The sequence below is a fragment of the Thalassotalea psychrophila genome, assembly GCF_031583595.1.
Classification (GTDB): Bacteria; Pseudomonadota; Gammaproteobacteria; order Enterobacterales; family Alteromonadaceae; genus Thalassotalea_A; species Thalassotalea_A psychrophila.
On record NZ_CP134145.1, the window covers coordinates 3,227,430 to 3,251,669 of the forward strand.

Consider the following 24,240-nt stretch of genomic DNA (forward strand, 5'->3'; position numbering starts at 1 on the left):
CTTTAACATCCATGTTATCGCGGCATATACAATATCCCTATTGAAAACGGCGTACTTTCTGTTTTGCATTTTACAATCACCCAAGTTGGATTTAAGAAACTTAAACTGTAAATTAAGAACGAGCTTAAAGCTGTGATGCCCGTCAGTAATATTTTGCATGCAATTATTTTAATACTGTATGTTAAGTTTTATTGTTATTTTCAAAAAAAGGCTTGCGCTTTAGCAAACGATCTCTATAATTCGACTCGGATTGCGGACGTGGCGGAATTGGTAGACGCGCTGGATTTAGGTTCCAGTATCTTGCGATGTGAGAGTTCAAGTCTCTCCGTCCGCACCATTTAAACTCGATAGATAATTATTAAAGTTATTTATCGAGTTTTTTTATGCCTGAAATAAAGTATAAAAGCTGACGTGGCACTAATATGAACAACGGGCAGACGATTTAGGTTCCAGTATCTTGCGATGTGAGAGTTCAAAAATAAAATATCTCTATAGCTTAAATACCGCAAGCATAAGCTAATGCCTTTTTCTTTAACATTGGCGCTCTGTGAGCAGCGAATATGCCAATATTTCTCAGCAATTTTATAGGCGTAGAAGGATTAGAAAACGTTGTATAAATGGCGTCCATTCCTGTCATCATTAACAAGTTATCTGTACGTCTGCTACGCTCATATCTTTTTAGGACCGATACGTCATGATAGTTCTCACCCGAACCAATAGCTTTGGCAATAATGGTTTGTAACGCGGTAACGTCTTTAAAACCAAGATTAACGCCCTGCCCAGCTAACGGATTAATAGTATGTGCAGAATCACCTAATAATACTACTCGCCCTTTTACGTAATTATTGGCATGACGTCTTGTCAATGGAAACGCTCCCTTGGCTAGTACTTCAACATTGCCTAAGCGTTTAGGGAAGTTCTTTAGTACTTCTGTTTGTAGTTGTTCATTTGATAGAGCAGACAATCGTTTTATCTCAGCTTTATCTTGATACCAAACTAATGACGCATTATTTCCAGGCATAGGTAAATAAGCCAAAGGACCGCCTGCTACAAATTTCTGCCAAGTAATGTTTTGTTGCTCTAACTCGGTTTTAACATTGATAAGCATTGCACTTTGTTGATAATCCCAACCGGTGATGCCTATTCCAGAAATTTGTCTTACTTTCGAATTAGCGCCATCAGCACCAATAATGAAATTAGCTTCAACTTGCGTGTTAGTTAATTGCGCAATGACTTTATCTTTACGTTGGCAGAATGTATCAAGCTGCTCAGGACACAATAAAGTGACATTAGATTTTTGTTCGAGCTGTTGCCATAACGACAATTGAATAAGCCTATTTTCAATTATATGGCCTAAATGAGATTGTTGAATTTCGTCAGCGTTAAATTCGGCATAGGCAATATCGTCTTCCCATACTCCTAAGCGTTTATATACACAACTGCGCCAGTCTTGCACTTGCTGCCATGCATTTAATTGTTGTAATAGCTGCTCAGATGCTAATGAAATGGCTGACACACGCAAATCGAAATCTTGCTCTGGTAAGTATGCTTGCGGGGCATGTACTTCTACTACAGCTACCTTAAGCCCTAAATCAGCTAATGACAAAGCTGCTGCAGCACCAACCATGCCACCACCAATTACTAAACAATCTACTTTTAACACATGCAGTCCAAATTCAAAGACACCTTAATTGTTAATGATTTTAACCAAGCTAACTAACAATACCAAGAAAATTAAAATATTACTTTCAACTTAAATAGCAATTAAAAATCATCATAAAACCTATAAAACATTAGATAACACATTGTATTAAATCAATTTGTCAGGGAAAAACCAGCCAGTTCGATGAATGACATATTTTCAGCGATAAGATGCTATTTCCATTTTGAATGTAACAAAAACATTCAATTCCCCCATTTTGAAACACTTACTTACAAGGGTTTTGCAACGTTTTTTTAACATCGTGTATCTTATAAGTATGAACAATAAAACAGCAACTAATTTTAAATACATTATTACAAAATTTTAGGAAAGCATTATGAAAACTTTAACTACTACTTTATTAGCTTTAACAATTCTATCAGCTCCAGCAACTTGTTTAGCAAACTCAGTTTACGCGTCAACAAATACTGAAACTATGCCCGTTTATGAAGTTCTTTATGTAGAAAATGTTGATGTTATTGCAAAACAAACAGCCAGTACATTACAGCAATTAAATTATCAGCAAACTCTTGATATTCGTAATCAGGCAAAAAATAATATTGAATACATTGGCGCTCGTTTACATTTAATCAATGAGCAAGTAGCTATTCAAAAGTCAGCTAAACTAGATATTGCTACAGCAGAATAATCTTATACAAATAGCTTAATTATTTAGAAATTTCAAAAACCGACACTTTTTTGTCGGTTTTTGCGTTAAATCCCCCAATATCCTTTGATTAAGAGCAATTAATTACAAATTAATACCCACTGCATGCTAGCGTCGAATGTGAAGAAAGAGTAAAATACGTCCCCTTTTGGTTAATAACCGTCAATGGTTATTGCTAATCACGTTAAACAAACATTATTTATTGGGCAAACTAGTAATGAGTAAAAAGCTTTATATTAAAACTTGGGGCTGTCAGATGAACGAGTACGACTCGCAGAAGATGGCAGATTTATTAGATTCTACGCACGGCTTCGTTGAAGTTCATGAGCCGGAAGAAGCAGATGTGCTGTTATTAAACACCTGCTCTATTCGTGAGAAAGCCCAAGAGAAAGTTTTTCATCAGCTAGGTCGTTGGAAAAATTTTAAGCATGATAAGCCTGACTTAGTTATTGGGGTTGGTGGTTGTGTAGCTTCACAAGAAGGTGACGCTATTCGTCAACGTGCCCCATTTGTAGATATTGTGTTCGGCCCTCAAACATTACATCGTTTACCTGAGATGATTAATCAAGTAAATGGCGATCATACTTCTGTTGTAGATGTAAGTTTCCCTGAAATTGAAAAGTTTGACCGTTTACCAGAGCCAAAAGCTGATGGCCCATCAGCATTTGTATCTATTATGGAAGGTTGTTCAAAGTACTGTACATTCTGTGTTGTACCATACACTCGCGGTGAAGAAGTAAGTCGTCCTCTTGATGACGTACTTTATGAAATAGCCCAACTTGCCGAGCAAGGCGTGCGTGAAGTAAACCTTTTAGGACAAAACGTTAATGCTTACCGTGGTGATATGCACGATGGTAGTATTTGTCGCTTCTCTGAACTTTTAACATTAGTTGCTACCATTGATGGTATTGACCGAATTCGTTACACCACCTCTCATCCTGTAGAATTTACCGATGATTTAATTGAGGTGTACAAAGAAATTCCTGAACTGGTTAGCCATTTACATTTGCCTGTACAAAGTGGCTCTGACAGAATTTTGAATATGATGAAGCGTGGTCATACCGCCATTGAATACAAATCAAAAGTTCGAGCATTGAAAAAGGCTCGTCCTGATATTTGCATGTCTTCTGACTTTATCATTGGTTACCCTGGTGAAACCGATGCTGATTTCGAAGCAACAATGAATTTAATTCAAGCGGTAGATTTTGATTTAAGCTTTAGCTTTATTTATAGTGCCCGCCCAGGTACCCCTGCTGCTGACGCAGTTGATGACGTTAGTGAAGACACTAAAAAGCAGCGTTTATATATTTTACAAGAACGTATTAATAACCAAGCATTATCTATTGCTCGTAAAATGCTTGGCACCGAACAACGTATTTTAGTTGAAGGGCCGTCGAAGAAAAACCCTATGGAACTTCGTGGTCGCACTGAAAATAACCGTATCGTTAATTTTGAAGCACCGCACACCGTCATTGGTAAATTTGTTGATATCGAAGTTACCGATGTATACAGTAACTCTTTACGTGGTAAATTAATTCGCACAGAAGAGGAAATGGGCTTACGTATAGCTAACTCTCCTGCTGATATTTTAGCAAATCAACATCATCAAAAAACGACTGAACAAACAGATGATTTAGGTGTTGCTACTTTTACGCCATAAGCAATATTCATTACAACCTTAACTTGAATAGATAGAGAGCCAATTGACTACAGACAAAATTAGCCACGATGTAAGCTTAGAGCCACTTGATAATAATCGCTTAGCTAACTTATGCGGACCATTAGATGACAATTTACGCCGCATTGAACGCCGTTTAGGTGTTGAGCTAAGTTACCGTGGCAATGTATTTAAAGTTCATGGTAAAAATATAGTCTGTAAAGCCGTCATTGAGTTATTGAAAAATTTATACATTGAAACTGCTCCTGTTAAAGGTAAAGCTGGCACTATTAGCCAAGAAAATTTACATTTAGCGCTCACAGAATTAAATGTACTAGAACAACCAACTGATAACGCTGCTGAATTTGAGCAAATGGTTACCATAAAAACCAAACGCGGGTTAATTAAACCTCGCAACGAAAATCAAAGTTTGTATGTACAAAACATTTTAACGAATGATATTAGCTTTGGTGTCGGCGTTGCAGGAACAGGTAAAACATACTTAGCCGTTGCTTGTGCAGTAGATGCACTTGAACGCCAAGAAGTTCGCCGCATTTTATTAACTCGCCCAGCAGTTGAAGCAGGTGAAAAATTAGGCTTTTTACCTGGCGATTTATCGCAAAAAGTTGACCCTTACTTACGCCCTCTTTATGACGCTTTATTTGAAATGTTAGGTTTTGAAAAAGTTGAAAAATTAATTGAACGTAACGTTATTGAAGTTGCGCCACTAGCTTACATGCGCGGCCGCACATTAAATGATGCTTATGTTATTTTAGATGAGAGCCAAAATACCACGGTTGAACAAATGAAAATGTTCTTAACTCGTATTGGCTTTAATTCAAAAGCTGTGATCACCGGTGATATTACCCAGGTTGATTTACCCCGTGGACAACGCTCTGGTTTACGTCATGCTATTGAAGTATTAGATGACATTAAAGGCGTTAGTTTTAATTACTTTCAAGCTAAAGATGTGGTTCGTCACCCTGTCGTAGGACGCATTATTGAAGCCTACGAAAAACATGACAGTAATAATCAAACTCCGACTCGTTAATGACCAATAACACACCTACTACTCCAGTTATTATCGTCGATATGCAAGTTGCTTGTAACAATGAGCAATTGCCAACGCTAGAACAACTGAAACTTTGGTGCGATACGGCATTAAAACCATACAGCAAAAACTTTGAACTAACGATTCGTTTAGTTGAAAGCCTTGAGTCACAACAATTAAACCATCAATACCGCGATAAAGATAAACCAACTAATGTGCTATCTTTTCCATTTGAGGTACCACTAGGTATCGAATTAGACTTATTAGGTGATTTAATTGTTTGTGCTGATGTTGTTGAATTTGAAGCAAAAGATCAAAATAAAGAACTTTTTGCTCATTGGGCCCATATGATCATTCACGGATGCTTGCATTTGTTAGGTTATGATCATATAACACAAGATGAAGCGATAGAAATGGAAGCAATTGAAATAAGATTAATGGCCCAATTAGGCTATAACGATCCTTATATTGCCTCTTAACATTAATTAATAAAGGTATACAAAAAGCTCTATGAGCGACGACAAACCCCACTCTGGAAACGGCTCTTCAAAAACACTAATGGAAAAATTAGTACAAGTGTTTACTGGTGAGCCGAAAAATAAAGAAGAATTGGTTGAAGTGTTGAATGATGCACAAGACCGTGACCTTATTAAACCATCGACAAAGCAAATGCTTGAAGGTGTCCTAGAAGTTAGTGATATGCGCGTACGCGATATCATGATCCCTCGCTCACATATGGTTACCATAGACATAGAACAAACCGTGGAAGAATTTATCCCTATTGTTCTTGAGTCTGCTCATTCAAGATTCCCAGTTGTAAATGATGATATCGATCATATTGAAGGCGTATTGTTAGCTAAAGATCTGTTAGCTCATGCATTTAGTGAAAACGCTAATCAAATATCAATTAAAGATCTGATTCGCCCAGCGATTATTATTCCAGAAAGTAAACGTGTTGAACCTTTATTAAAAGAATTTCGCCAAGAACGCTATCATATGGCCGTTGTAGTTGATGAATATGGTGGAGTATCTGGCCTAGTAACTATTGAAGATATACTTGAACTTATTGTTGGTGAAATCGAAGATGAGCATGATGATATGCTTGAACGAGAAATTCGCCATTTAAGTGGCAATGTTTATCAAGTAAAAGCATTAACTGACCTTGATGACTTTAATGAGTACTTCACTTCTGCATTTGATGAAGAAGCAGCAGATACGATTGGCGGTATTGTTATACACAAATTTGGTCACATGCCAAAGCGTGGTGAAAATACCAAAATTGATGGTTTTGAGTTTAAAATCGTTAATGCAGATAAGCGTCGTATTCAACAATTACAAGTTACGATACCTAATGGCCATGAAATTCTCGGTAAGCTTGCTGATGAACGATAATTACACTAAATATAACTAATAAAAAAGATATTTATGACAGAGTTAAACGGACGTACTTTTAATATATTAACTATTAAGAACCCTACTTTAGCTCTGTTATTCAGTTTTATTTCAGGTTGCAGTTTAGTATTTGCTTTCGCTCCTTTCTCGTTTTGGCCAATCACTTTTGCTGCTATTGTTTTTTGGCTTGCACAATTATCAAACAAATCATCTAAACAAGCATTCAAACAAGGCTTAAGCTTTGGCTTTGGTTATTTTGCAGCAGGTATTAGCTGGGTGCATGTATCCATTGAGAAGTTTGGTGGAATGCCACTAATTGCATCACTCCTGTTAATGTTATTGCTTTGTGCTTACCTTGCCCTATACCCGGCGCTTGCCGCTTGGTTATCAGCAAAGCTGAGTAAAGATAAACAAGTTAATTTATATTACCTGCCATTTGTTTGGTTATTTAGTGAATACCTGCGCAGTGTTATGCTCACTGGATTTCCATGGCTTTCATTAGGGTATAGCCAAATAGATAGCCCGTTCTCCTCCCTTGCGCCAGTAGTTGGTGAAGTTGGTATCACTTTTTTTATAATATTGTTTTGTGTCGCAATTGCACAAATTATTAACCAACATCATCAACGAATGAACAGCGCTATTATTGTAGTCACAATGATGTTAATAACATCTATCTCGTTGCTTAATTTTGTTGAAAAAACAGGAAAAACTACTAACGTAGCTTTAGTGCAAGGTAACATAAAACAAGAATTGCGTTGGGATAAAAAAGCTGAAGAAAACATTATTCATAGCTATATTGAAAGCTCCAAACCCTTATACAAAAATAACGATTTAGTCATTTGGCCAGAAGCTGCCATTCCTAGAATTGAACCGCTAGCACAAGATTACTTAACCGAAATTAACATTCAAGTTGCAGAGCAACAATCTAGCTTGATCACTGGCTTGATCAATTATGACATTGACTCTCGCATATTTTTTAATCGGTTAGTGGTCTTAGGTAAAAAACAACAAGACAACCTCAATGGCACTTATTATTACGGTAATAGTAACCACTATAATAAACATCACTTACTGCCGATTGGTGAGTTTGTCCCATTTGCCGATTTTTTAAGACCTATTGCACCATTTTTTAATTTACCAATGTCATCATTTTCGCGAGGCGATTATGTACAACCAAACCTTGTGGCTAATGGCATTAATTTAGCACCTTTGATTTGTTTTGAGATTGCCTTTCCACAACAGTTAGCAGCAAACATTCGCTCACATACGGATATGATTTTAACCGTAAGTAACGATGCTTGGTTTGGCGCATCACATGGCCCGGATCAACATTTAGAAATAGCGCGAATGCGTGCATTAGAGTTTGGTAAACCCATGCTTAGGGCAACAAATAATGGTTTAACGGCAGTGATTGATCATAAAGGTAAGATCATCGCCGAGATCCCACAATTTACCGAATCGGTATTGCAAACAACAGTAGAATTAGTCAATGGTGATACACCTTATAGTATCTGGGGCCGTTACTTTGATAAATTTTTAATGTTGTTATTTATTATGTACTTAATGAGAGAAAAACTAATCCGTTAAAAGCTCTTGGCCAATATCCCCTCCTTTCATGTTAATTTTTTGTTATTTTTTTTAAACCTTTTTCACACTTACCTCGACTAACTTAGTTATACAAAAACTAAAGTTCAAGAATTCGGGGGAATTTATGAAAATTTCAGACACTAGCTCACAAGATGTATTGGTCGTAGAAAACAAACCAAAACAAAAACTAATTATTTGGAGTGTGGCGATTGTTGCCATGCTAAGCCTAGCATTTTGGCAATTTGCACCAGCAGCAACTCGTTGGAGTCAGGCAGAGTTATCAATTCCATTAAAACGCGTTCGTTTAGCCACAATTAATCGCTCAGATTTTATCCGCGACATCTCTGTACAAGGTCGGGTGGTAGCAGCAGTAAGTCCAACAGTTTATAGCCCTGCAGAAGGCACGATTAGTTTCAATATTGATGCTGGCAGTGAAGTAAAAGCTGGTGCAACCATAGCTATTATTGACAGCCCAGAATTAACCAGCCGTTTTGACCAAGAAAAATCAAGCTTAGAAAACTTACAAACAGGCTTTAAACGTCAAATCATTCAAGCTAAAAAACAAGAGCTCATCGATAAAAAGGCAGTAGATCTGGCGCAAGTAGCTTTAACTACGGCGAGCAGAGAAAAGCGCAGAGCAGATCAAGGTTATGAAAAAAATGCCATTAGCCAAATTGATTTTGAAAAAGCGCAAGACGATTTAGCCAATGCCAAATTACAGTATGATCATGCAGTTGCTGATGCCAGCCTTGATAAAGAATCATTAGACTTTGATTTACAATCATTACAATTACAAATAAAACGTCAAACGTTATTAGTAAAAGACTTACAACGCCAAGTAAGTGCACTCACAGTTTTATCTCCTGTAAATGGCATTGTTGGTAACTTAAACGTAGAAAATAAAACTTATTTAGCTAAAAACCAAGCCATTTTGATGGTGGTAGATCTAAGTAAATTTGAAGTTGAAGTCGATATTCCAGAAAGCTATGCCGACGATTTAGCTATAGGTATGGATGTAGATATTAACTTTGACCAACAAAGCTTTAGTGCTCGTCTGGTGACAATTTCCCCCGAAATACTGAACAATCAGGTGACTGGACGAGTACGCTTCGAACAAAATACACCGCCAGGCCTACGCCAAAACCAGCGGTTAAACACCCGCATATTACTTGAATCTAGAAGCGACGTACTGCAAGTGCGCCGGGGTCAATTTTTAGATAGTTCCAATGGTAAATTTGCTTATGTAGTAAACGATGGCATTGCCAAAAAGACCCCAATTAATACCGGTGCAAGAAGCTTAAGCAGTGTAGAAATTATTAAAGGCTTAGCACCCGGTCAACAAATTGTAATTTCAGGTACCGACATTTTTCAAAATGCAGAGCAAGTAATGCTCACTCAATAAATTATTATTTAAATAACTAGAATATATTCAGCAAAAGGGATCACTATGTTAACCATGAGCAACATCAGTAAAGTATTTCAAACCGATGAAGTACAAACACACGCCTTACGAGATTTTAATTTAACTGTTAATGAAGGTGATTTTGTCAGTGTAACCGGCCCTTCCGGCTCGGGTAAAACTACATTCTTAAACATTGCCGGTTTACTAGAAAGCTTTACCAGCGGTTCATTTATGCTTGATGAAACTGATATAAGCAACCTTAATGACAGCGGTCGTTCTAAAACTCGAAATGAGAAAATAGGCTTTATATTTCAAAGTTTTAATTTAATCCCTGATTTAAATTTATATGACAATGTTGATGTACCATTACGCTATCGTGGTTTAGATAAAAAAGAGCGAAATAAACGGATTAAACATTACCTTGATATGGTGGGATTAGGTTCAAGAATGAAGCATTTTCCGAGCCAATTGTCTGGTGGTCAACAACAACGAGTAGCTATTGCTCGAGCTCTGGCAACACACCCAAGGTTTTTATTAGCCGATGAGCCAACGGGTAATTTAGATACACAAATGGCGCAAAGCGTAATGAGCTTATTGGAAGAGATCAATAAGCAAGGAACCACCATTATTATGGTAACTCATGATGCCGAACTTGCTAATCGGGCAACTCGTAAAATCCAAATTAAAGATGGTCGAGTTAGCGAGCTAGATGTTGTTCCAACTACTTCGCAAGCGATTGCATAGGAGATAAACATGTTTAGTTATTATCTTCGTCTTGCTTGGATAAGCATTATAAAACATTGGGGCTTAAGTTTGGTTATGGTTACCGCCATTGGACTAGGGATCGGCGCATCAATGACCACGGTAACCGTAAACTATTTGATGTCGGCCAATCCAATTCCGCATAAAAGTAAGGTACTTTACAATGTGCAGCTTGATAGTTGGGATGTGAATGAGCCTTTCAATGATGATGGTTCATCACCAGAGCAACTCACTTACCGAGATGCAACTTACTTAATGAGTGCTAAAAAAGCATTCCGTCAAAATATACAAGCACAAGCTAACTCGGTTATCGAGCCAGATGGTGATGGCGCTTTACCCTTTATGGTTTCAGCCCGTGCCAACTCAGCCGATTTTTTTACTATGTTCGATTTACCATTTATTTATGGCAGTGGCTGGGATGAAAGTGCCGATGCGAATAAAGAACAAGTCGTGGTATTAAGTAATGAGATTAATCAACATGTGTTTGGTGGTGAAAACTCCGTTGGTAAATCGATAAAAATCGGTGGCAATTATTTTAAAGTAGTTGGTGTTATTGATTATTGGAACCCTACCCCAAGATTTTACGATATATCAACCGGTGCTTTTGAAGACTCAGAAGAAATATTTGTGCCCTTCTCGTTGATTGCTGAAGAAAAAGTGAATCGTAGTGGTAATACAAACTGCTGGAAACCACCCGGAGATGGTTTTCAAGCATTTTTAAATTCAGAATGTGTTTGGCTTCAGTTTTGGGTAGAGCTGCCTAATGAGCAAGCCAAAGAAGAATATTTTAGTTTTTTAAGTGCCTATGTAGAAGAGCAAAAAGCCCTTGGTCGCTTTGAACGTCCACTGAACAACCGCTTAAACAATGTTATGGAATGGCTAGAGCAACAGCAGATAGTTTCTGACGATGCAGTAATGATGATGACAATGTCATTTATGTTCTTAGTGGTTTGTTTACTTAATACCGTTGGCTTACTGTTGGCTAAGTTTTTAGGTAAAGCACCTGAAATTGGTCTTAGACAGGCCCTTGGCGCAAGTCGCCGTACGCTGTTTGCTCAGTATATTATTGAATCTGGTTGCATCGGCATCGCCGGTGGGTTGCTCGGTTTAGGTTTTGCATGGTTAGGTTTACAAGGCATTGAAGTTTTGTATGGCGATATGCTTAAGGGGTTAACAGGCTTAGATACTACAATGATCGTTAGCGCAATAGCCTTAGCAATTATCACCAGCATTTTAGCCGGTCTTTATCCAACTTGGCGAGCATGTAATGTACAGCCGTCACAACAATTAAAAAGCCAATAAAGGATAATATTATGCAAGAATTAGGATTGATTTTTCGTGCTCTATTGCGCAATAAAGTTGGCGCATTATTAATAAGCTTACAAATAGCATTAACCCTAACCATCATGGTAAATGCAATATTTATGATGCAAGAACGCAGCACACAAATGCAACGTCCAAGCGGTTTAGATGAAGCAAACCTGTTTCATCTGCGCAACACGATATTTGCTCAAGAATATAACCAGCAAGTGAACCTTGAAGATGATTTAGCTCTTTTAAGACAAACCGATGGCGTGGTTGATGCCATTCAAATAAATGCAATACCTATTAGTGGTGGCGGTTGGTCTATGGGATTAAAAACAGAGCCTGGTGTTGATACCAGCAGTACGGGTGTTGCCGTTTACATGGTTGATGACCATGCAATCAACACCCTTGGTTTAGAATTGATTGCTGGTGAAAACTTTTCACCTACCGACATCGAATGGCGACCAAGTGGTAAAACTAGCTGGCCGGCAAAAACTATAATCAGCCAAGCTATGGCACAAGCATTATTTCCAGATGATTGGCAGTCAGCAATTGGCAAAACAGCCTATATTAATAACAATGAACCAATGCAAATTACAGGCATTATAAAGTCATTGCAAGCGCCGTGGAATGGCTGGGATGGAGTTGAGCGTAGTATGTTAGTGCCTTATAAAATGGAATCTAGTGGTAGTCGTTTTATGATCCGCACTGAGCCAGGTAGAAGAGATGAACTAATGCCTATTATTGAAAAGGCATTAAGTGAAAGTAATAAAGGGCGGATTATTCGCCGAATAACAACCATGGATGAAACCCGTGAACGAAGCTATCGCGGCCATAATGCGGTAAATAAGATACTGTCATCAGTAATTATTGTATTAACACTGATCACTGGCTTTGGCATTGTCGGGCTTGCTATGTTTAGCATTAACCGTAGAACCAAGCAAATAGGCACGCGCAGAGCTTTAGGAGCAACTCAATGGCAGATCATGAGCTTCTTTATGATTGAAAACTTAATGATCTCTAGCTTTGGTATTATTTTAGGTGTTGCCGGTGCTATTGGTTTAAATATTTGGTTAGTGAGTACCTTTTCTTTATCACCAATCAATATAAATTTAATTCTATTTGGTGTAGTAGCACTTTATATTGTTGGTCAAATAGCTGTGCTTTATCCGGCAAGAAAAGCTGCAATGATATCACCTGCTACAGCAACGCGAACTGCATAGAAAAGTATAAAGAAATAAATAAGGATATTAATTACCCTTTTATATTGTGCCAATACTGATAAGATATTGGCACAATAAATAAAAAAGAACAGTTATGAAAAATATCTTTAAAACATCAATTATCACTAGTACCTTATTCACCTGCGCTTTATCTACAACTACTTTTGCAGCTACGACCATCATCGAGAATGTACAAGGCTACAGCCATAATGGCCAGCAGTTACAGAAATTTAAAGCGGTACAGTTTACTGATGATAAAATTGATAAAGTATTTTTTAATAGCGATACTATTCCTACTTCGAAAAATATTGAACGCATAGACGGTAAAGGCAAAACACTCTTACCCGGCTTAATTGATGCCCACGGTCATGTATTAAGTTACGGTATGAGCCTGCAAAGTGCAGAACTTTATGATACTTCATCTGAACAAGATGCTGCGAAACAAGTTGCAAACTTTGTAAAAAACAACCCACAAAAAGGTTGGATCAAAGGCCGTGGTTGGAACCAAGTTCAATGGAAAAATAACAGTTTCCCAAATACCGCAAGTTTAGATGCTCATTTTAAAGACGTTCCAGTGGCCCTCAATAGAATTGATGGTCATGCAGTGTGGGTAAATAGTAAAGCCTTAGAGATCGCAGGAATTACTAAAGACACTAAAGAAGTCGATGGCGGTCAAATCATTCGTGATGCTAGCGGCAACCCTACCGGAGTATTGGTCGATAATGCGATGAATTTGATCTTTGCTAAAATTCCTGCCCTGACCTCTGAGCAAACTCAGGCATCATTAAAGTTAGCAATGAAGTCATTAGCACAAGTAGGCTTAACCAGTGTGCATGATGCTGGCATCGACTCTGACAACATTGACGCATTTAAGCAACTAAGTAAAAACGATGAAATGACCATCCGCATAAATGCAATGATTTATGCTGACGATAAAAATATAACTCAACACTTTGCAAACGGTCCTTTCGCCAGTGAAGATCAAAAGCTAACCATAAATTCAGTAAAAATTTCTGCTGACGGAGCACTAGGAAGTCGCGGTGCAGCTTTGATTAATGATTATTCAGATATGCCTCATCACCGTGGTTTGCTGTTACATAGCGAAAGCGATCTGACAAAGTTGATGAAACAATCAATGCAGGCAGGTTTTCAAGTAAATACTCATGCCATTGGGGATAATGCCAATAAGTTAGTGATTGATAATTATGAGCAATTAATTAAACAAACAAATACTAAACATTTACGGCACCGAGTTGAGCATGCGCAAGTATTACAGCTAACAGATATTCCAAGATTTGCCGAAATAGGCATTATTGCATCTATGCAAGCAACCCATGCTACCAGCGATAAAAACATGGCTGAAGATAGACTAGGTAGTGAGCGAATCAAAGGGGCTTATGCGTGGCGTTCATTAATTAAAGCAAAAGCCATTATCGCAGCTGGCTCTGATTTTCCAGTTGAGTACCCGAACCCATTTTACGGTTTACATGCCTCTGTTACTCGACAAGACAGAAATAATCAACCAAGCGACGGGTGGTACGGCAATGAAGGGATGACGGTAAGTGAAGCATTTAAATCGTTTACTATCGATGCAGCCTATTCTGGCCACCAAGAAAATGTCATAGGTTCAATTGAAGCTAATAAAAAAGCTGACTTTATTTTGATTGATCAAAATATTTTTAACATTGATGCGAAAGACATCTGGAAAACCAAGGTCCTTAATACTTGGGTTAATGGCAAAGAAGTTAAGTTTTAACTTCTACCTATGACAAATAAGCGTTAAAATTAACCTTTAATTTAAGAATGAATAAAAGAATGACTATGAAAAAAATAATGACTCTATGTTTGGCTACCGCTTTTTCTTGCTCGGTACTAGCTGCTGAGCCAGTAGTAAACGAAACGGTTGGTTTAGTGGTTGCCGGCGGAAAACCTATTACTTTAATAGGCAAACAAGTATACGTTGGTGAACAAGCGCCAAACTTTAAGGTAGTTAACGATCGTTTCTCTCCTATAACATTGAATGACTTTGCCAATAAAACAGTGCTAATTTCAGTTGTACCAAGCCTTGATACTGGCGTTTGTTCATTACAAACAAAACGCTTTAATGAAGAAGTCGCAAACTTACCTGAAGATGTTGCTATTTTAACAATCAGTAATGATTTACCATTCGCGCAAAAGCGCTTTTGTTCAACTGAAGGCGTAGAAAGCTTAAAGGTATTATCAGACTCGGTGTGGCGTGATTTTGGCGCTAAATATGGCCTAATGATCAAAGATATGGGTTTACTAAGCAGGGCTATTTTTGTAATAGATAATAAAGGAAAGATTGCTTACAAAGAGTTGGTTGCAGATATTTCTACTCACCCAGATTATGATGCAGCATTAAATGCAGTTAAAGAAGCAAATAGCTTATTAACTAAATAAGCTGATTTTACAGTCATTTTAATACGCGCCTATGATGTTAGGCGCGTTATTACTTCTGGCCAAAATTGATCCCCTGCTTTAAAAACTCTAGCTCTTCAGGAGTAGACTCTCGTCCTAAAATTTTATTCCTATACGGAAAACGACCAAATTCCTCAATAATTTCAAGATGCTGCTTAGCATAGTTTAATGAACCGCGAATAAACTCTTGCTGTGCTGTGCCTTGATACACTTGCTGTAAACGCTGAAATTCAACAACACAGACTTGCTGCATTTTTAAATTTTCAGCATGCTCTAATGGATGATAAAAGAACGCTCTTTCAACTAACTGTAATTGCTTATCATAACCTTTCGATAACCCTTTCAAACAGTAATCTAAGGCTAAATGATCACTTAGAAATGCTCTATCAGTACCTCGATACATATTTCTGGGCATTTGGTCGAGTAAAATAATTAATGCCATTGTGCCTTTTGCCGACTCGAGCCAATTAGCTAACAAGCCATGAAAAGCTTGCTCATATAAATGCTCAAATTGTTTTTTTATATTTTCATCGTCTTCGGGCGTTGACTGATACCAAAGTTTATTTTTTTCAGTAGGTGAAAGTTGGTCATTAATTTTTCCAAACCAAAAGTCGATAACTTTATTAATATTACCACTCATTTTATTTCCTTATTTTTCATAACCTTAATGAAACATTGTAAATTAATTGCAAATTTATTTTGATTTTTCCTTGAAAATAAAACATCTGTCCGCATCTCTTTATTGTAGTCGCCATAAAGGAACTACAACAGCCAAGTTGATAATTATTCAATTGGTAAAATTAACCGCCTGTTCTTAATGAAAGGCACTTTATATTTATTAAATCACTATTTTATATAGATCGCAGAGATTTAATAATCAACATATTGCTAAATAATAGGATATGACTATGCGTACAATTACAAAAGATTTCAGCCCACTTTACCGTTCACTTATTGGTGCCGAGCACTTAGCGTCAATGATGGACAAAGCCACTAAAGCAGAAAAACAACCTGCTTACCCTCCTTACAACATTGAATCTATTGCCGACGATAAATATCGAATTACCATGGCAGTGGCTGGTTTTGTTGAAAGCGAACTCGATATTGAATCGAAAGCCAATGCATTAATTGTTACCGGAACCAAAGTTCCTAATGAAGAAGATGCGACCAAAAAATTCCTCTATCAAGGTATTGCCGAACGCAACTTTGAAAGAAAGTTCCAAATAGCTGATCATGTAAAAGTTATTTCAGCTCATATGGAAAATGGTTTATTACACATAGACTTAGTAAGAGAAATTCCTGAAGCATTAAAGCCTCGTAAAATTGCTATTAATGGTAAAAGCGTACTAGAAGGAAATGCTAACTAAGGTCTGATTTGCTCGCGCAATAAAGCCCAACATACTACATGTTGGCATTTTATCTCCCTATACCTTTTGCCCAGCTAATGCTGGGCTTTTTTGTATATGGATATACTTATCCACGGCAGGCATGGATAGCATTTTGAGTGGGTTTACTTCAGGGATGAAGGAATGCCAACCTAACATGGATGTTAAAAGGTTGGCTCAATTCAGGGATGAAGGAATGCCAACCTAACATGGATGTTAAAAGATTGGCTCAATTCAGGGATGGCGAGAAAGGAATGACAATCTAACAGTGACACCAAAATTTGACGCCTTAATTTCTTAACCCACCATAGGTGTACTTAATATATAACCCCACACACTTAATTGTACTTATCTCCAACAAACTCAGTAACAACGCGACTTGTCGGTACTCTTACCAGTTAAATTAGTTATTTACTTACTGTAAAAAACTGGCATACTGCCGCAACGTAACGGCAATTTAACATTTTTTTAACGGTTGCAGTCCTGGTTGAGTATTACAGAGAATTTATGAATAATTGTCATACACAGAGCAAACACCATGTGCTCCTGCTAAGTTTTTTTTACGCTATTACTATCGCTGCTTTTTATTTAGCTGCAACAAGTACTAGCACTGAGAATGAAAATTTAGCTCTTGCCCGAACGTTTGTTTGTATCTTGTTATTACCAGTATTAAGTAAATACATTATCCAGTTAATAGCATTGCCGTTTTATAGCGTAAAAGAAAAATTCCCGCAGACAAACAAACAACTTAAAAGCACTTCTACACTGTCAGTTTCAGTAATAATTCCAGCATATAATGAAGAAGTGGGAATTATTAAAACGTTAAAATCTGTACTTAATACTCACTATGAATACTTAGAAATAGTAATAGTTAATGACGGCTCTACAGATAATACTCATGATCTTGTTAATGAGTTTATAGAAAATGAAAAGAGTGATTATAATGCCGAAATCAAATACCTTAAATTAAACAATGGCGGCAAAGCTAAAGCATTAAACAAAGCGTTAAAGTTAGCAAGTAATGACATCGTAATGACTATTGATGGTGACTGTTTGATGGATAAAAACGCTATAACGAATACTGTTAAACGCTTTAATTGCGAAACAATTGGTGCTGTTGCCGGAAATGTTATTGTTGGTAATAAATCTAAAACTATCGAAGTGATTCAACAGCTAGAATACTTATGTGGATTTTTCTTAAGGCGTGCTGATTCAGTATTTAACTCTGTATTTATTATTGGCGGAGCCGCAGCGGCCTATCGCCGAAATGTATTAATAGAAGTGGGTGATTTTTGTACTGATATCGTCACCGAAGATATTGAAATGTCTACTCGTATTTTGGCGGCGGGTTATAAAACTAGGTATGCGGCTGACGCGGTTACCTTTACCGAAGGGCCATCTAATTGGCGCTGTTTGTTTGATCAAAGACTGCGTTGGAAGTTTGGCCGCTTTCAAACGTTCATCAAATTTCAAAACATTTTCTTCAGCAAGAACAAACAACACAATAAATACTTAACTTGGCTGCTTTTACCTATTGCTGTTTATGCTGAGTTTATACTCCTCATTGAAGTGCTCGTACTTGCTGTATTTTTCACTTATACCTTTGTTTGTAACGATTACCTGCCTTTAGTGGTTCTGATAACAGTAATGGCAACAATTATAATGATACAAATCTGTTTTGATTCAAAAAGACACTTTCATAAAAACTTATTTGTCATTGCTCCTGTTGCTTGGCTAATGTTTTTAACTGTAGATATAGTTGAGTTTCAAGCGCTGTATAGAAGCTTGAAGCGCTTGTACAAAAAAGAGAACCTACAGTGGCAAAAATGGGTAAGAATAGGCTTATAGTTAATACCTTATTTAATAGTTAAGGTATTAAATATAATATCAGCGACTTCCTCAGCATGGCTTATAGGAGCCATATGCCCTGCTAGTATTTCACATTCGGTAACATTAGGTAATACGCTTAATAAGCGCTTGATCACTTCGCCACTAATTTGTGGGCTATGAGAGCCATGCATTAACAGCACAGGACATGAGATCTTAGCACATACATCTAAAGTGTATTTTTCAGAGATTAAGCCAATAAAGTCTAAATTAACTTTATTGATATCACTCATCATAAGTTGTCGAATTTTTACAGGTAAATTATCAAAAAAACCTTTTCGATTCCATGTGTCGGTGAAATATCTAGCAGCCTGTTCATCTGATGAGGAAGCTACAACTTTTGCAAAATCATCAACCTCCTCTCGAGCTATAGTACCCTGTTCAAGTAAATGAAACGCCACCGGCTCATACATGTTTAAACTTAATAATCTATTAGGATTTTGCACTGCTATCTTTAGTGCATTGGCGCCACCTAACGAATGACCAACCAAATGAAACGGCCTGTCAGCTATAACATTAGCAATCACATTCATAATTCGCTTATATTCAGTGTTTAACGAATAGCTTTCAGGGTTTTCAACTTGTGGCGCACTACCATAACCTAGGAGGTCGATATTGATAGTTAAAAATTCATCGGCAAGCTTCGTTTCAAGTGTACGCCATTGACTACTGCTACTTAATGAGCTGTGCAGCATAACGACCGCGCCACCATTTGGATTGCCTTTAACAAATACACCTGAATTTTGCTTTTCTACATTCACCACAACAATTACCAATTCACCTTAATAGCGTTTATTATAAGTGAAATTTTTTTATTTCTATATTGAATTAATGGCAAAACCGAACAAAAAGCTACCGACTAAAAGTGTCTATATTTACTGTAATAATTGTAAATATAAACTCTTCAAATATAAAAAAGGAGGCAAAGGATCATTGCTTAAGTGTTTTAAAGAGAGGATTGTTGAGGATTTTACCATTACTCCTTGTATGTGCCCTAATTGCGAAACAATATTTGCTAGAGATACCTTAGTTAATGGCACGCCAGCCTTTAAAATAATTGGAAATAAAGCTTATTGTAAGTAAGACAGTTCTAAATTAACGAATTCGCAGTAATCTCACACTGCGAATTCATTTCAAAGTTGTTACCTAACTAAAGCAATATTATTCTCTGCATTGTCAATATAGTTAACATATTGGTCGAGAATTTCTTGGGCTTTTTCTTCGCCGCCCGCTATTTCATTTAACGCTGCACGCCATTTTTTACCATTAGGTCCTTTCTCCCAAGTTAAGTCATTTACTCCGCCTTCCATATGCCATACAACGAGAAGGTCATAATCACCTGTTTGTAATTCCATAATCACTTCCGGTGCTGGAGTTTTGGCTTTTACTGTTGCTGGACGATAATAATCACTAATAATTTTTAATGCTTCATCGCGCTTTCCAGGCTTAAAATTAATTTTTACCACGTTTTTCCAAGTAACGCTTTTATCATAGCGTTTACCGTCTTCAGCAATGCTAATATTGCTTGCCATTAAAAATGATGCTGTTAATACGCTCATTACTATTTTTTTATACATTTTGTTTGTTCCATTGCTCGAAAACACAAGAACATTCCCTACTACCTTGTTACCACCTTGTGCATGATTACTATTCGAAAATAACAATCTGAACCTTAAACACTAGTACAAATTCTTTAGTAAACAAGTAATTGTCTTTGCGGGCTTTTATTAGTAGATTAATTATCTAGAGAATTTATTGAGGAATATAATGAATATTTATGGCGACAGTAAATCGGGAAATTGTTACAAACTACAATTAGCCTGTGCCAATTTAGGCATCGAATATACTTGGATAGAACTAAACATTTTAAATAAAGAAACACAAAGTGAAGAGTTTTTATCAAAAAATCCTAACGGCAAAATCCCCATTATTGAATTATCATCAGCAGAGGTTTTAACTGAGTCTAATGCCATTTTGAATTACCTTGCTGATAACTCCACACTATTGCCAACAGATCCTTTAAATAGAGCGAAAGTACTGCAATGGCAATTCTTTGAACAGTACTCGCATGAGCCTTATGTAGCCGTAGCTCGATTTATTGAAAAATATTTAGGCTTACCAGAAGAAAGGCTATTGGAATATAAACAAAAGCAGGTTGGTGGCTACAAAGCATTAGATATTATGGAACAGCATTTATCGACAAATTTATTTTTCGTTAATGATACCTATTCGATTGCTGACATTTCGTTATACGCATATACCCATGTTGCAAATGAAGGTGGGTTTGATTTGTCTTCATACCCAAATATTAAGCATTGGCTAACAAGGATTGGACAACAACCCGGTTACCGTCCAATGCATAATTAAGTTAGGCTTAGTATTGCAGAGTAAACAGCAGCTCGGTTAAATCGGGCTGCCATTGGAATTCTTTAAGCTTTATTCGACCATTTAATACAACTATTTCTTCAGATTGCAGTAAACCTTTTTGTTTATCGAAATATTCACTGCCGATAGGGAATGAAATTTTACCTTGAGAATTGATCACCCGCTGCCAAGGTACATTTAATTTTTTTGGCGCAAAGCCTAATGCTCTCCCTACTAACCTAGCTTTACCAGGCAAGCCAGCTAAGTCAGCAATTTGACCATAACTGGCAACCCTACCTTTAGGAATACAAAGCACTGTTTGCCAGATTTTTTGATAGTTAATATTAACTGGTTTTGTTGACTCTAAAGACACGAATCCTACTTTACTTCTAATATTAATAAACGGTTTTGCTTATCTGCACCATCTTCACTAGCGTAGCGTACTATTAACTCAGCCTTACCATCTAAATTTAAGTCATCACTGGTTATTAATGCACCGTTGTTAGGTAAGCGAATATCTAGTATTTGTGAGTGTTTATTTAAGATATTGCCTTTTTTCAAGCCAGGGAATATTTTCAGCTGATTTTCATCTTCAGATAAAATCAGCTCTTTCGCGCCATCACCATCAAGGTCGGCTAATTTAATAACCGGAGCACCGCTTTTCCCTGAAGACAGACTAAATTTCATCTGAACTTGTTCACTAATGCGTTGCTGATAACGTTGTTTAGAATCAAGTGCAAAAATAAGAACATCTTGATCAACACTGCCGGTAAGCAAAGCACCGATAATTTGTGAAACAGATATATCAAATGATGATGCCATCACTTCATGACGATCATCGTTATTCAAATCGACAAAATCTAACTGCGCTAACGTACCTTCAGATTTAATCGAAGTATCAGCCTTACTTAAATAAGTTAATTTTCCAGAATCATCTCTCCCGAGATATACTTCATAATCATTGCTCTTATCTAATACTCCAGAGCTTTGGGTAAAGCGGACAATAAGATCCGGGATTGCATCATTATTAATGTCTTTAAGCGTATCAACCGAGCGGTGAGCGAAGTCACTTTGATCTAAATTTTTACCATCAGCGCCTCTTGAATCCCACCAATTAGTCGAGGTGATATTTTCGTTAACCGAAATTGATGTCGGCTCAGTTACAAACTGACCCAAGTTATTTTGAGTAAACGTTAACAACTCGCCATTGCCAGCAATGACAATGTCTTTATGTTGATCAAAATTAGTATCAATTAAATAATATGGTTTTTCGGTATAGCTTACGCTGCCATCAAATATTTCAACGGTTGGATTAATAGGTAAATTTTGTTTAATAAAGCTATCATTACCTTGGTTTAAATAAATATTTAAGTTGCGAAAATCAGATAAGATCACATCACTTAAGCCATCATTATTTAAATCAGTTACAAAGTTAGCTTGTTTTAAATAATCAGCATTTTGATTAACGTAAATAGAGCTGACATTAACTAAATCAATAAAAGGTTGTTTAAGACTAGGATCAAATAGAACAACTTTATCACTGGCAAGGAAATATAGAGATTGCTCTCCTACAGTGTTTTCATCACTGACATCAAAACTAAAATAAGAATTTGATAACTCAACATTTAACGCGAGTTTATATTGCTGTTCCTTATCATCAAACGCAAACAACGCTAGCTGCGGGGTACTATCCTTTTCACCAATTAAAATAATCTCTTTACCAGCGTTTGCTAACAAATTGGCACGAATAGGCTCTTGGCTTATGTTAAATGGCGCAGTTAATTGAAAATGCGAAAAATCATAAAAATCTCTAGCAGATGCCGTTGATGCAAATGCCATACTAGTTAAAGCTAGAATACTTAATATATAGCTGTGAAAACTTTTGTTTGTCATTGTAATTACCATGGTAAAACGTCACCATTTGAATGATAAAACACACCTGAATTTTCCATCGATAAATTATCAATCAAACCGACTAATCGTTGTGCAGCTTCACTTGCTGAGATATCACCACCGTGATTAACCATATCAGTTTGAACGTAGCCAGGATGGTAAATTCCAACCGCTATATCTTTGTCTTCTAGGTCTTTAGCCAGTGATACTGCAGCAATATTAAGTGCTGCTTTACTCATTCTATAGCCATAGCGACCACCGGATGTATTGTCGGCTATTGATCCCATTCTCGATGTGACTAAACCAATCTTGCTTGCAGCATGCAAATTACCTTGCAGCTTTTGGCACACTTGAATAGGAGCTAAAGCATTTACTAAAAACTGCTCAGTTATAGTTTGAGTATTAAAATCAGATAAAGTTTCATCACGTAAAATACCCGCATTATTAATTAGAATGTCGATGCTTAAATTAGCTAATGCTTGAACCATGTTATCTAAACCTTGCTCTGTAGCAACATCAACGTCTTCTATTACTCTGACACCTAAATTATTAAGCTGAGGGGAACTCTGTCTGCAAAGTGCAATAACATGTTCACCACGAGATTTATAAAGATTTGCAAAAGCAAAACCTATGCCGCGGTTTGCACCGGTAATTACCACTGTTTTAGACATGTTCAACCCTTAAATGAAATTGTGTGTACTGATATAAACAACAGTATGTCTAAACTTTAACTTAAAATCACAGCTAATTTGTAATAAGTTATTAACATATCCACTTTAGGTAAAAACAAACATGAGCAATTTACCAACGTTAAAATCAGACTATTCAGTCAAAACACTATTCACTCAAAGATTAGAACTTAGGCCTGCGATAGCTGAAGATAGACAATTTATTATTACTCTGGAAAAAGATCCAGATCTTATGTTACATGTAAAGGAGGTACTTAGTGATGAAGAAGCTGAGCAGTTTTTTAAATCTATTTTACTACCTTGGCAAGCTAAAGATATGGAATGGACCATGCTTATTGCTGTCGATAAATCCACAAAACAAAAAATTGGATGTTTTTCTTTAAGGTTTGTTCATGAGCATAGCTTAAACGCTGAAATCGGTTTTTTAATATCCCCTAACAATCAAAATAAAGGCTACGCCAGTGAAGGTGCAATGGCTGTTAAAGAGTTTTTGTTTAATGATATTGGAATGCGCAGAGTTTGTGCATTTTGTAATACTGGCAATATTGGTAGTTGGAAGGTTATGGAAACCATAGGATTGCAACGTGAAGGATTAATGCGCCAAGAATACCGAATAAATGATGTATGGCATGATACTTATGTGTATGGGGAAATACGTGATGCAGCAATTTCCAAACTATAAAAAGTATACCGTCATTGCGGCGAAGGCCGCAACCTCCTGAAGCATGATGTTGATATAAAAAATAGCTAATTGCTCTAATGCCAGTAGATATCTCATTGTTGGCAGAGATTCGTTATAGACTCGTTATATACGAAAGGGGGTTGCGGCCTTCGC

The 24,240-nt window shown here is 36.9% G+C and carries 24 protein-coding genes and 1 tRNA gene; 18 read left to right on the plus strand and 7 right to left on the minus strand.

The genetic code is table 11. The features are described from left to right. The first annotated feature begins 252 nt into the window (after positions 1-252). Positions 253-337: transfer RNA gene (locus RGQ13_RS13195), tRNA-Leu, on the plus strand. Between the two features lie 159 nt (positions 338-496). Here RGQ13_RS13195 and RGQ13_RS13200 read toward each other — a convergent pair. Next, positions 497-1,663, minus strand: a complete 1,167-nt coding sequence (locus RGQ13_RS13200) for an FAD-dependent monooxygenase (RefSeq protein WP_348390209.1) — start codon at positions 1,661-1,663, stop codon at positions 497-499. Between the two features lie 376 nt (positions 1,664-2,039). Here RGQ13_RS13200 and RGQ13_RS13205 point away from each other — a divergent pair, with 376 nt between their 5' ends. The 12 genes from RGQ13_RS13205 to tpx all read left to right on the plus strand — a co-directional run bounded on the left by RGQ13_RS13205 (position 2,040) and on the right by tpx (position 15,169). After that, positions 2,040-2,351 carry a hypothetical protein gene (locus RGQ13_RS13205; RefSeq protein ID WP_348390210.1) on the plus strand — a complete coding sequence of 104 codons (312 nt, stop codon included), beginning with the start codon at positions 2,040-2,042 and terminating at the stop codon, positions 2,349-2,351. Between the two features lie 235 nt (positions 2,352-2,586). Then, entirely contained in the window at positions 2,587-4,029 is a 1,443-nt protein-coding gene (gene miaB, locus RGQ13_RS13210) for a tRNA (N6-isopentenyl adenosine(37)-C2)-methylthiotransferase MiaB (protein ID WP_348390211.1), read from the plus strand. Between the two features lie 43 nt (positions 4,030-4,072). Beyond that, on the plus strand, positions 4,073-5,077 hold the full coding sequence (locus RGQ13_RS13215) for a PhoH family protein (RefSeq protein ID WP_348390212.1): 1,005 nt from the start codon (positions 4,073-4,075) through the stop codon (positions 5,075-5,077). Beyond that, positions 5,077-5,556: an rRNA maturation RNase YbeY gene (gene ybeY / locus RGQ13_RS13220; RefSeq protein WP_348390213.1), complete on the plus strand. Its 480-nt coding sequence runs from the start codon at positions 5,077-5,079 to the stop codon at positions 5,554-5,556. Before RGQ13_RS13215 ends, ybeY begins: the two co-directional genes overlap by 1 nt. Before the next feature lie 31 nt (positions 5,557-5,587). Continuing rightward, positions 5,588-6,469: an HlyC/CorC family transporter gene (locus RGQ13_RS13225; protein WP_348390214.1), complete on the plus strand. Its 882-nt coding sequence runs from the start codon at positions 5,588-5,590 to the stop codon at positions 6,467-6,469. Between the two features lie 33 nt (positions 6,470-6,502). Further along, positions 6,503-8,056 carry an apolipoprotein N-acyltransferase gene (lnt, locus tag RGQ13_RS13230; protein WP_348390215.1) on the plus strand — a complete coding sequence of 518 codons (1,554 nt, stop codon included), beginning with the start codon at positions 6,503-6,505 and terminating at the stop codon, positions 8,054-8,056. Between the two features lie 124 nt (positions 8,057-8,180). Then, entirely contained in the window at positions 8,181-9,458 is a 1,278-nt protein-coding gene (locus tag RGQ13_RS13235; RefSeq protein ID WP_348390216.1) for an efflux RND transporter periplasmic adaptor subunit, read from the plus strand. Positions 9,459-9,503: 45 nt separating this feature from the next. After that, the gene (locus tag RGQ13_RS13240; protein WP_348390217.1) at positions 9,504-10,202 is read left to right on the plus strand and encodes an ABC transporter ATP-binding protein; all 699 of its coding nucleotides are present in this window, start codon (positions 9,504-9,506) and stop codon (positions 10,200-10,202) included. Positions 10,203-10,211: 9 nt separating this feature from the next. Beyond that, complete coding sequence (locus RGQ13_RS13245; protein ID WP_348390218.1) at positions 10,212-11,522, plus strand: ABC transporter permease; 1,311 nt, start codon at positions 10,212-10,214, stop codon at positions 11,520-11,522. An 11-nt stretch (positions 11,523-11,533) separates the two neighbouring features. After that, positions 11,534-12,748 (plus strand): ABC transporter permease, encoded by a 1,215-nt coding sequence (locus RGQ13_RS13250; RefSeq protein ID WP_348390219.1) that lies wholly within the window; start codon positions 11,534-11,536, stop codon positions 12,746-12,748. A gap of 94 nt (positions 12,749-12,842) precedes the next feature. Next, a complete protein-coding gene (locus RGQ13_RS13255) occupies positions 12,843-14,504 on the plus strand; it encodes an amidohydrolase (RefSeq protein WP_348390220.1) in 1,662 nt (553 codons plus the stop codon). 65 nt (positions 14,505-14,569) lie between these two features. Further along, the gene (tpx, locus tag RGQ13_RS13260) at positions 14,570-15,169 is read left to right on the plus strand and encodes a thiol peroxidase (protein WP_348390221.1); all 600 of its coding nucleotides are present in this window, start codon (positions 14,570-14,572) and stop codon (positions 15,167-15,169) included. A 49-nt stretch (positions 15,170-15,218) separates the two neighbouring features. Here the strand turns inward: tpx and RGQ13_RS13265 are convergent, their stop codons facing one another. Further along, positions 15,219-15,827, minus strand: coding sequence for a DUF924 family protein (locus RGQ13_RS13265; protein WP_348390222.1), 609 nt, complete (start codon positions 15,825-15,827; stop codon positions 15,219-15,221). A gap of 268 nt (positions 15,828-16,095) precedes the next feature. Between RGQ13_RS13265 and RGQ13_RS13270 the strand changes: the two genes are divergently transcribed. Both RGQ13_RS13270 and RGQ13_RS13275 read left to right on the plus strand, forming a co-directional pair. Beyond that, positions 16,096-16,554: an Hsp20 family protein gene (locus RGQ13_RS13270; RefSeq protein WP_348390223.1), complete on the plus strand. Its 459-nt coding sequence runs from the start codon at positions 16,096-16,098 to the stop codon at positions 16,552-16,554. A 525-nt stretch (positions 16,555-17,079) separates the two neighbouring features. Beyond that, a complete protein-coding gene (locus RGQ13_RS13275) occupies positions 17,080-18,420 on the plus strand; it encodes a glycosyltransferase (RefSeq protein ID WP_348390224.1) in 1,341 nt (446 codons plus the stop codon). Between the two features lie 8 nt (positions 18,421-18,428). On the opposite strand, the gene RGQ13_RS13280 is transcribed toward RGQ13_RS13275, so the two are convergent. Beyond that, the gene (locus RGQ13_RS13280; RefSeq protein ID WP_348390225.1) at positions 18,429-19,223 is read right to left on the minus strand and encodes an alpha/beta fold hydrolase; all 795 of its coding nucleotides are present in this window, start codon (positions 19,221-19,223) and stop codon (positions 18,429-18,431) included. A gap of 67 nt (positions 19,224-19,290) precedes the next feature. Between RGQ13_RS13280 and RGQ13_RS13285 the strand changes: the two genes are divergently transcribed. Further along, positions 19,291-19,542, plus strand: coding sequence for a hypothetical protein (locus RGQ13_RS13285; protein WP_348390226.1), 252 nt, complete (start codon positions 19,291-19,293; stop codon positions 19,540-19,542). A 59-nt stretch (positions 19,543-19,601) separates the two neighbouring features. On the opposite strand, the gene RGQ13_RS13290 is transcribed toward RGQ13_RS13285, so the two are convergent. Then, positions 19,602-20,018, minus strand: coding sequence for a hypothetical protein (locus RGQ13_RS13290; protein WP_348390227.1), 417 nt, complete (start codon positions 20,016-20,018; stop codon positions 19,602-19,604). A 208-nt stretch (positions 20,019-20,226) separates the two neighbouring features. Between RGQ13_RS13290 and RGQ13_RS13295 the strand changes: the two genes are divergently transcribed. Further along, on the plus strand, positions 20,227-20,826 hold the full coding sequence (locus RGQ13_RS13295; RefSeq protein ID WP_348390228.1) for a glutathione S-transferase family protein: 600 nt from the start codon (positions 20,227-20,229) through the stop codon (positions 20,824-20,826). Positions 20,827-20,833: 7 nt separating this feature from the next. Here RGQ13_RS13295 and RGQ13_RS13300 read toward each other — a convergent pair whose 3' ends face one another. From RGQ13_RS13300 to RGQ13_RS13310, 3 genes are read right to left on the minus strand one after another with little or no spacing between them, the layout of a single operon-like run. Continuing rightward, on the minus strand, positions 20,834-21,196 hold the full coding sequence (locus tag RGQ13_RS13300; protein WP_348390229.1) for an MGMT family protein: 363 nt from the start codon (positions 21,194-21,196) through the stop codon (positions 20,834-20,836). Positions 21,197-21,201: 5 nt separating this feature from the next. Further along, positions 21,202-22,716: an FG-GAP repeat domain-containing protein gene (locus tag RGQ13_RS13305; protein WP_348390230.1), complete on the minus strand. Its 1,515-nt coding sequence runs from the start codon at positions 22,714-22,716 to the stop codon at positions 21,202-21,204. Between the two features lie 5 nt (positions 22,717-22,721). Continuing rightward, positions 22,722-23,387 (minus strand): SDR family oxidoreductase, encoded by a 666-nt coding sequence (locus tag RGQ13_RS13310; protein WP_348390231.1) that lies wholly within the window; start codon positions 23,385-23,387, stop codon positions 22,722-22,724. Between the two features lie 121 nt (positions 23,388-23,508). Here RGQ13_RS13310 and RGQ13_RS13315 point away from each other — a divergent pair, with 121 nt between their 5' ends. Then, positions 23,509-24,087 (plus strand): GNAT family N-acetyltransferase, encoded by a 579-nt coding sequence (locus RGQ13_RS13315; RefSeq protein WP_348390232.1) that lies wholly within the window; start codon positions 23,509-23,511, stop codon positions 24,085-24,087. The last annotated feature ends 153 nt before the right edge of the window (positions 24,088-24,240 follow it).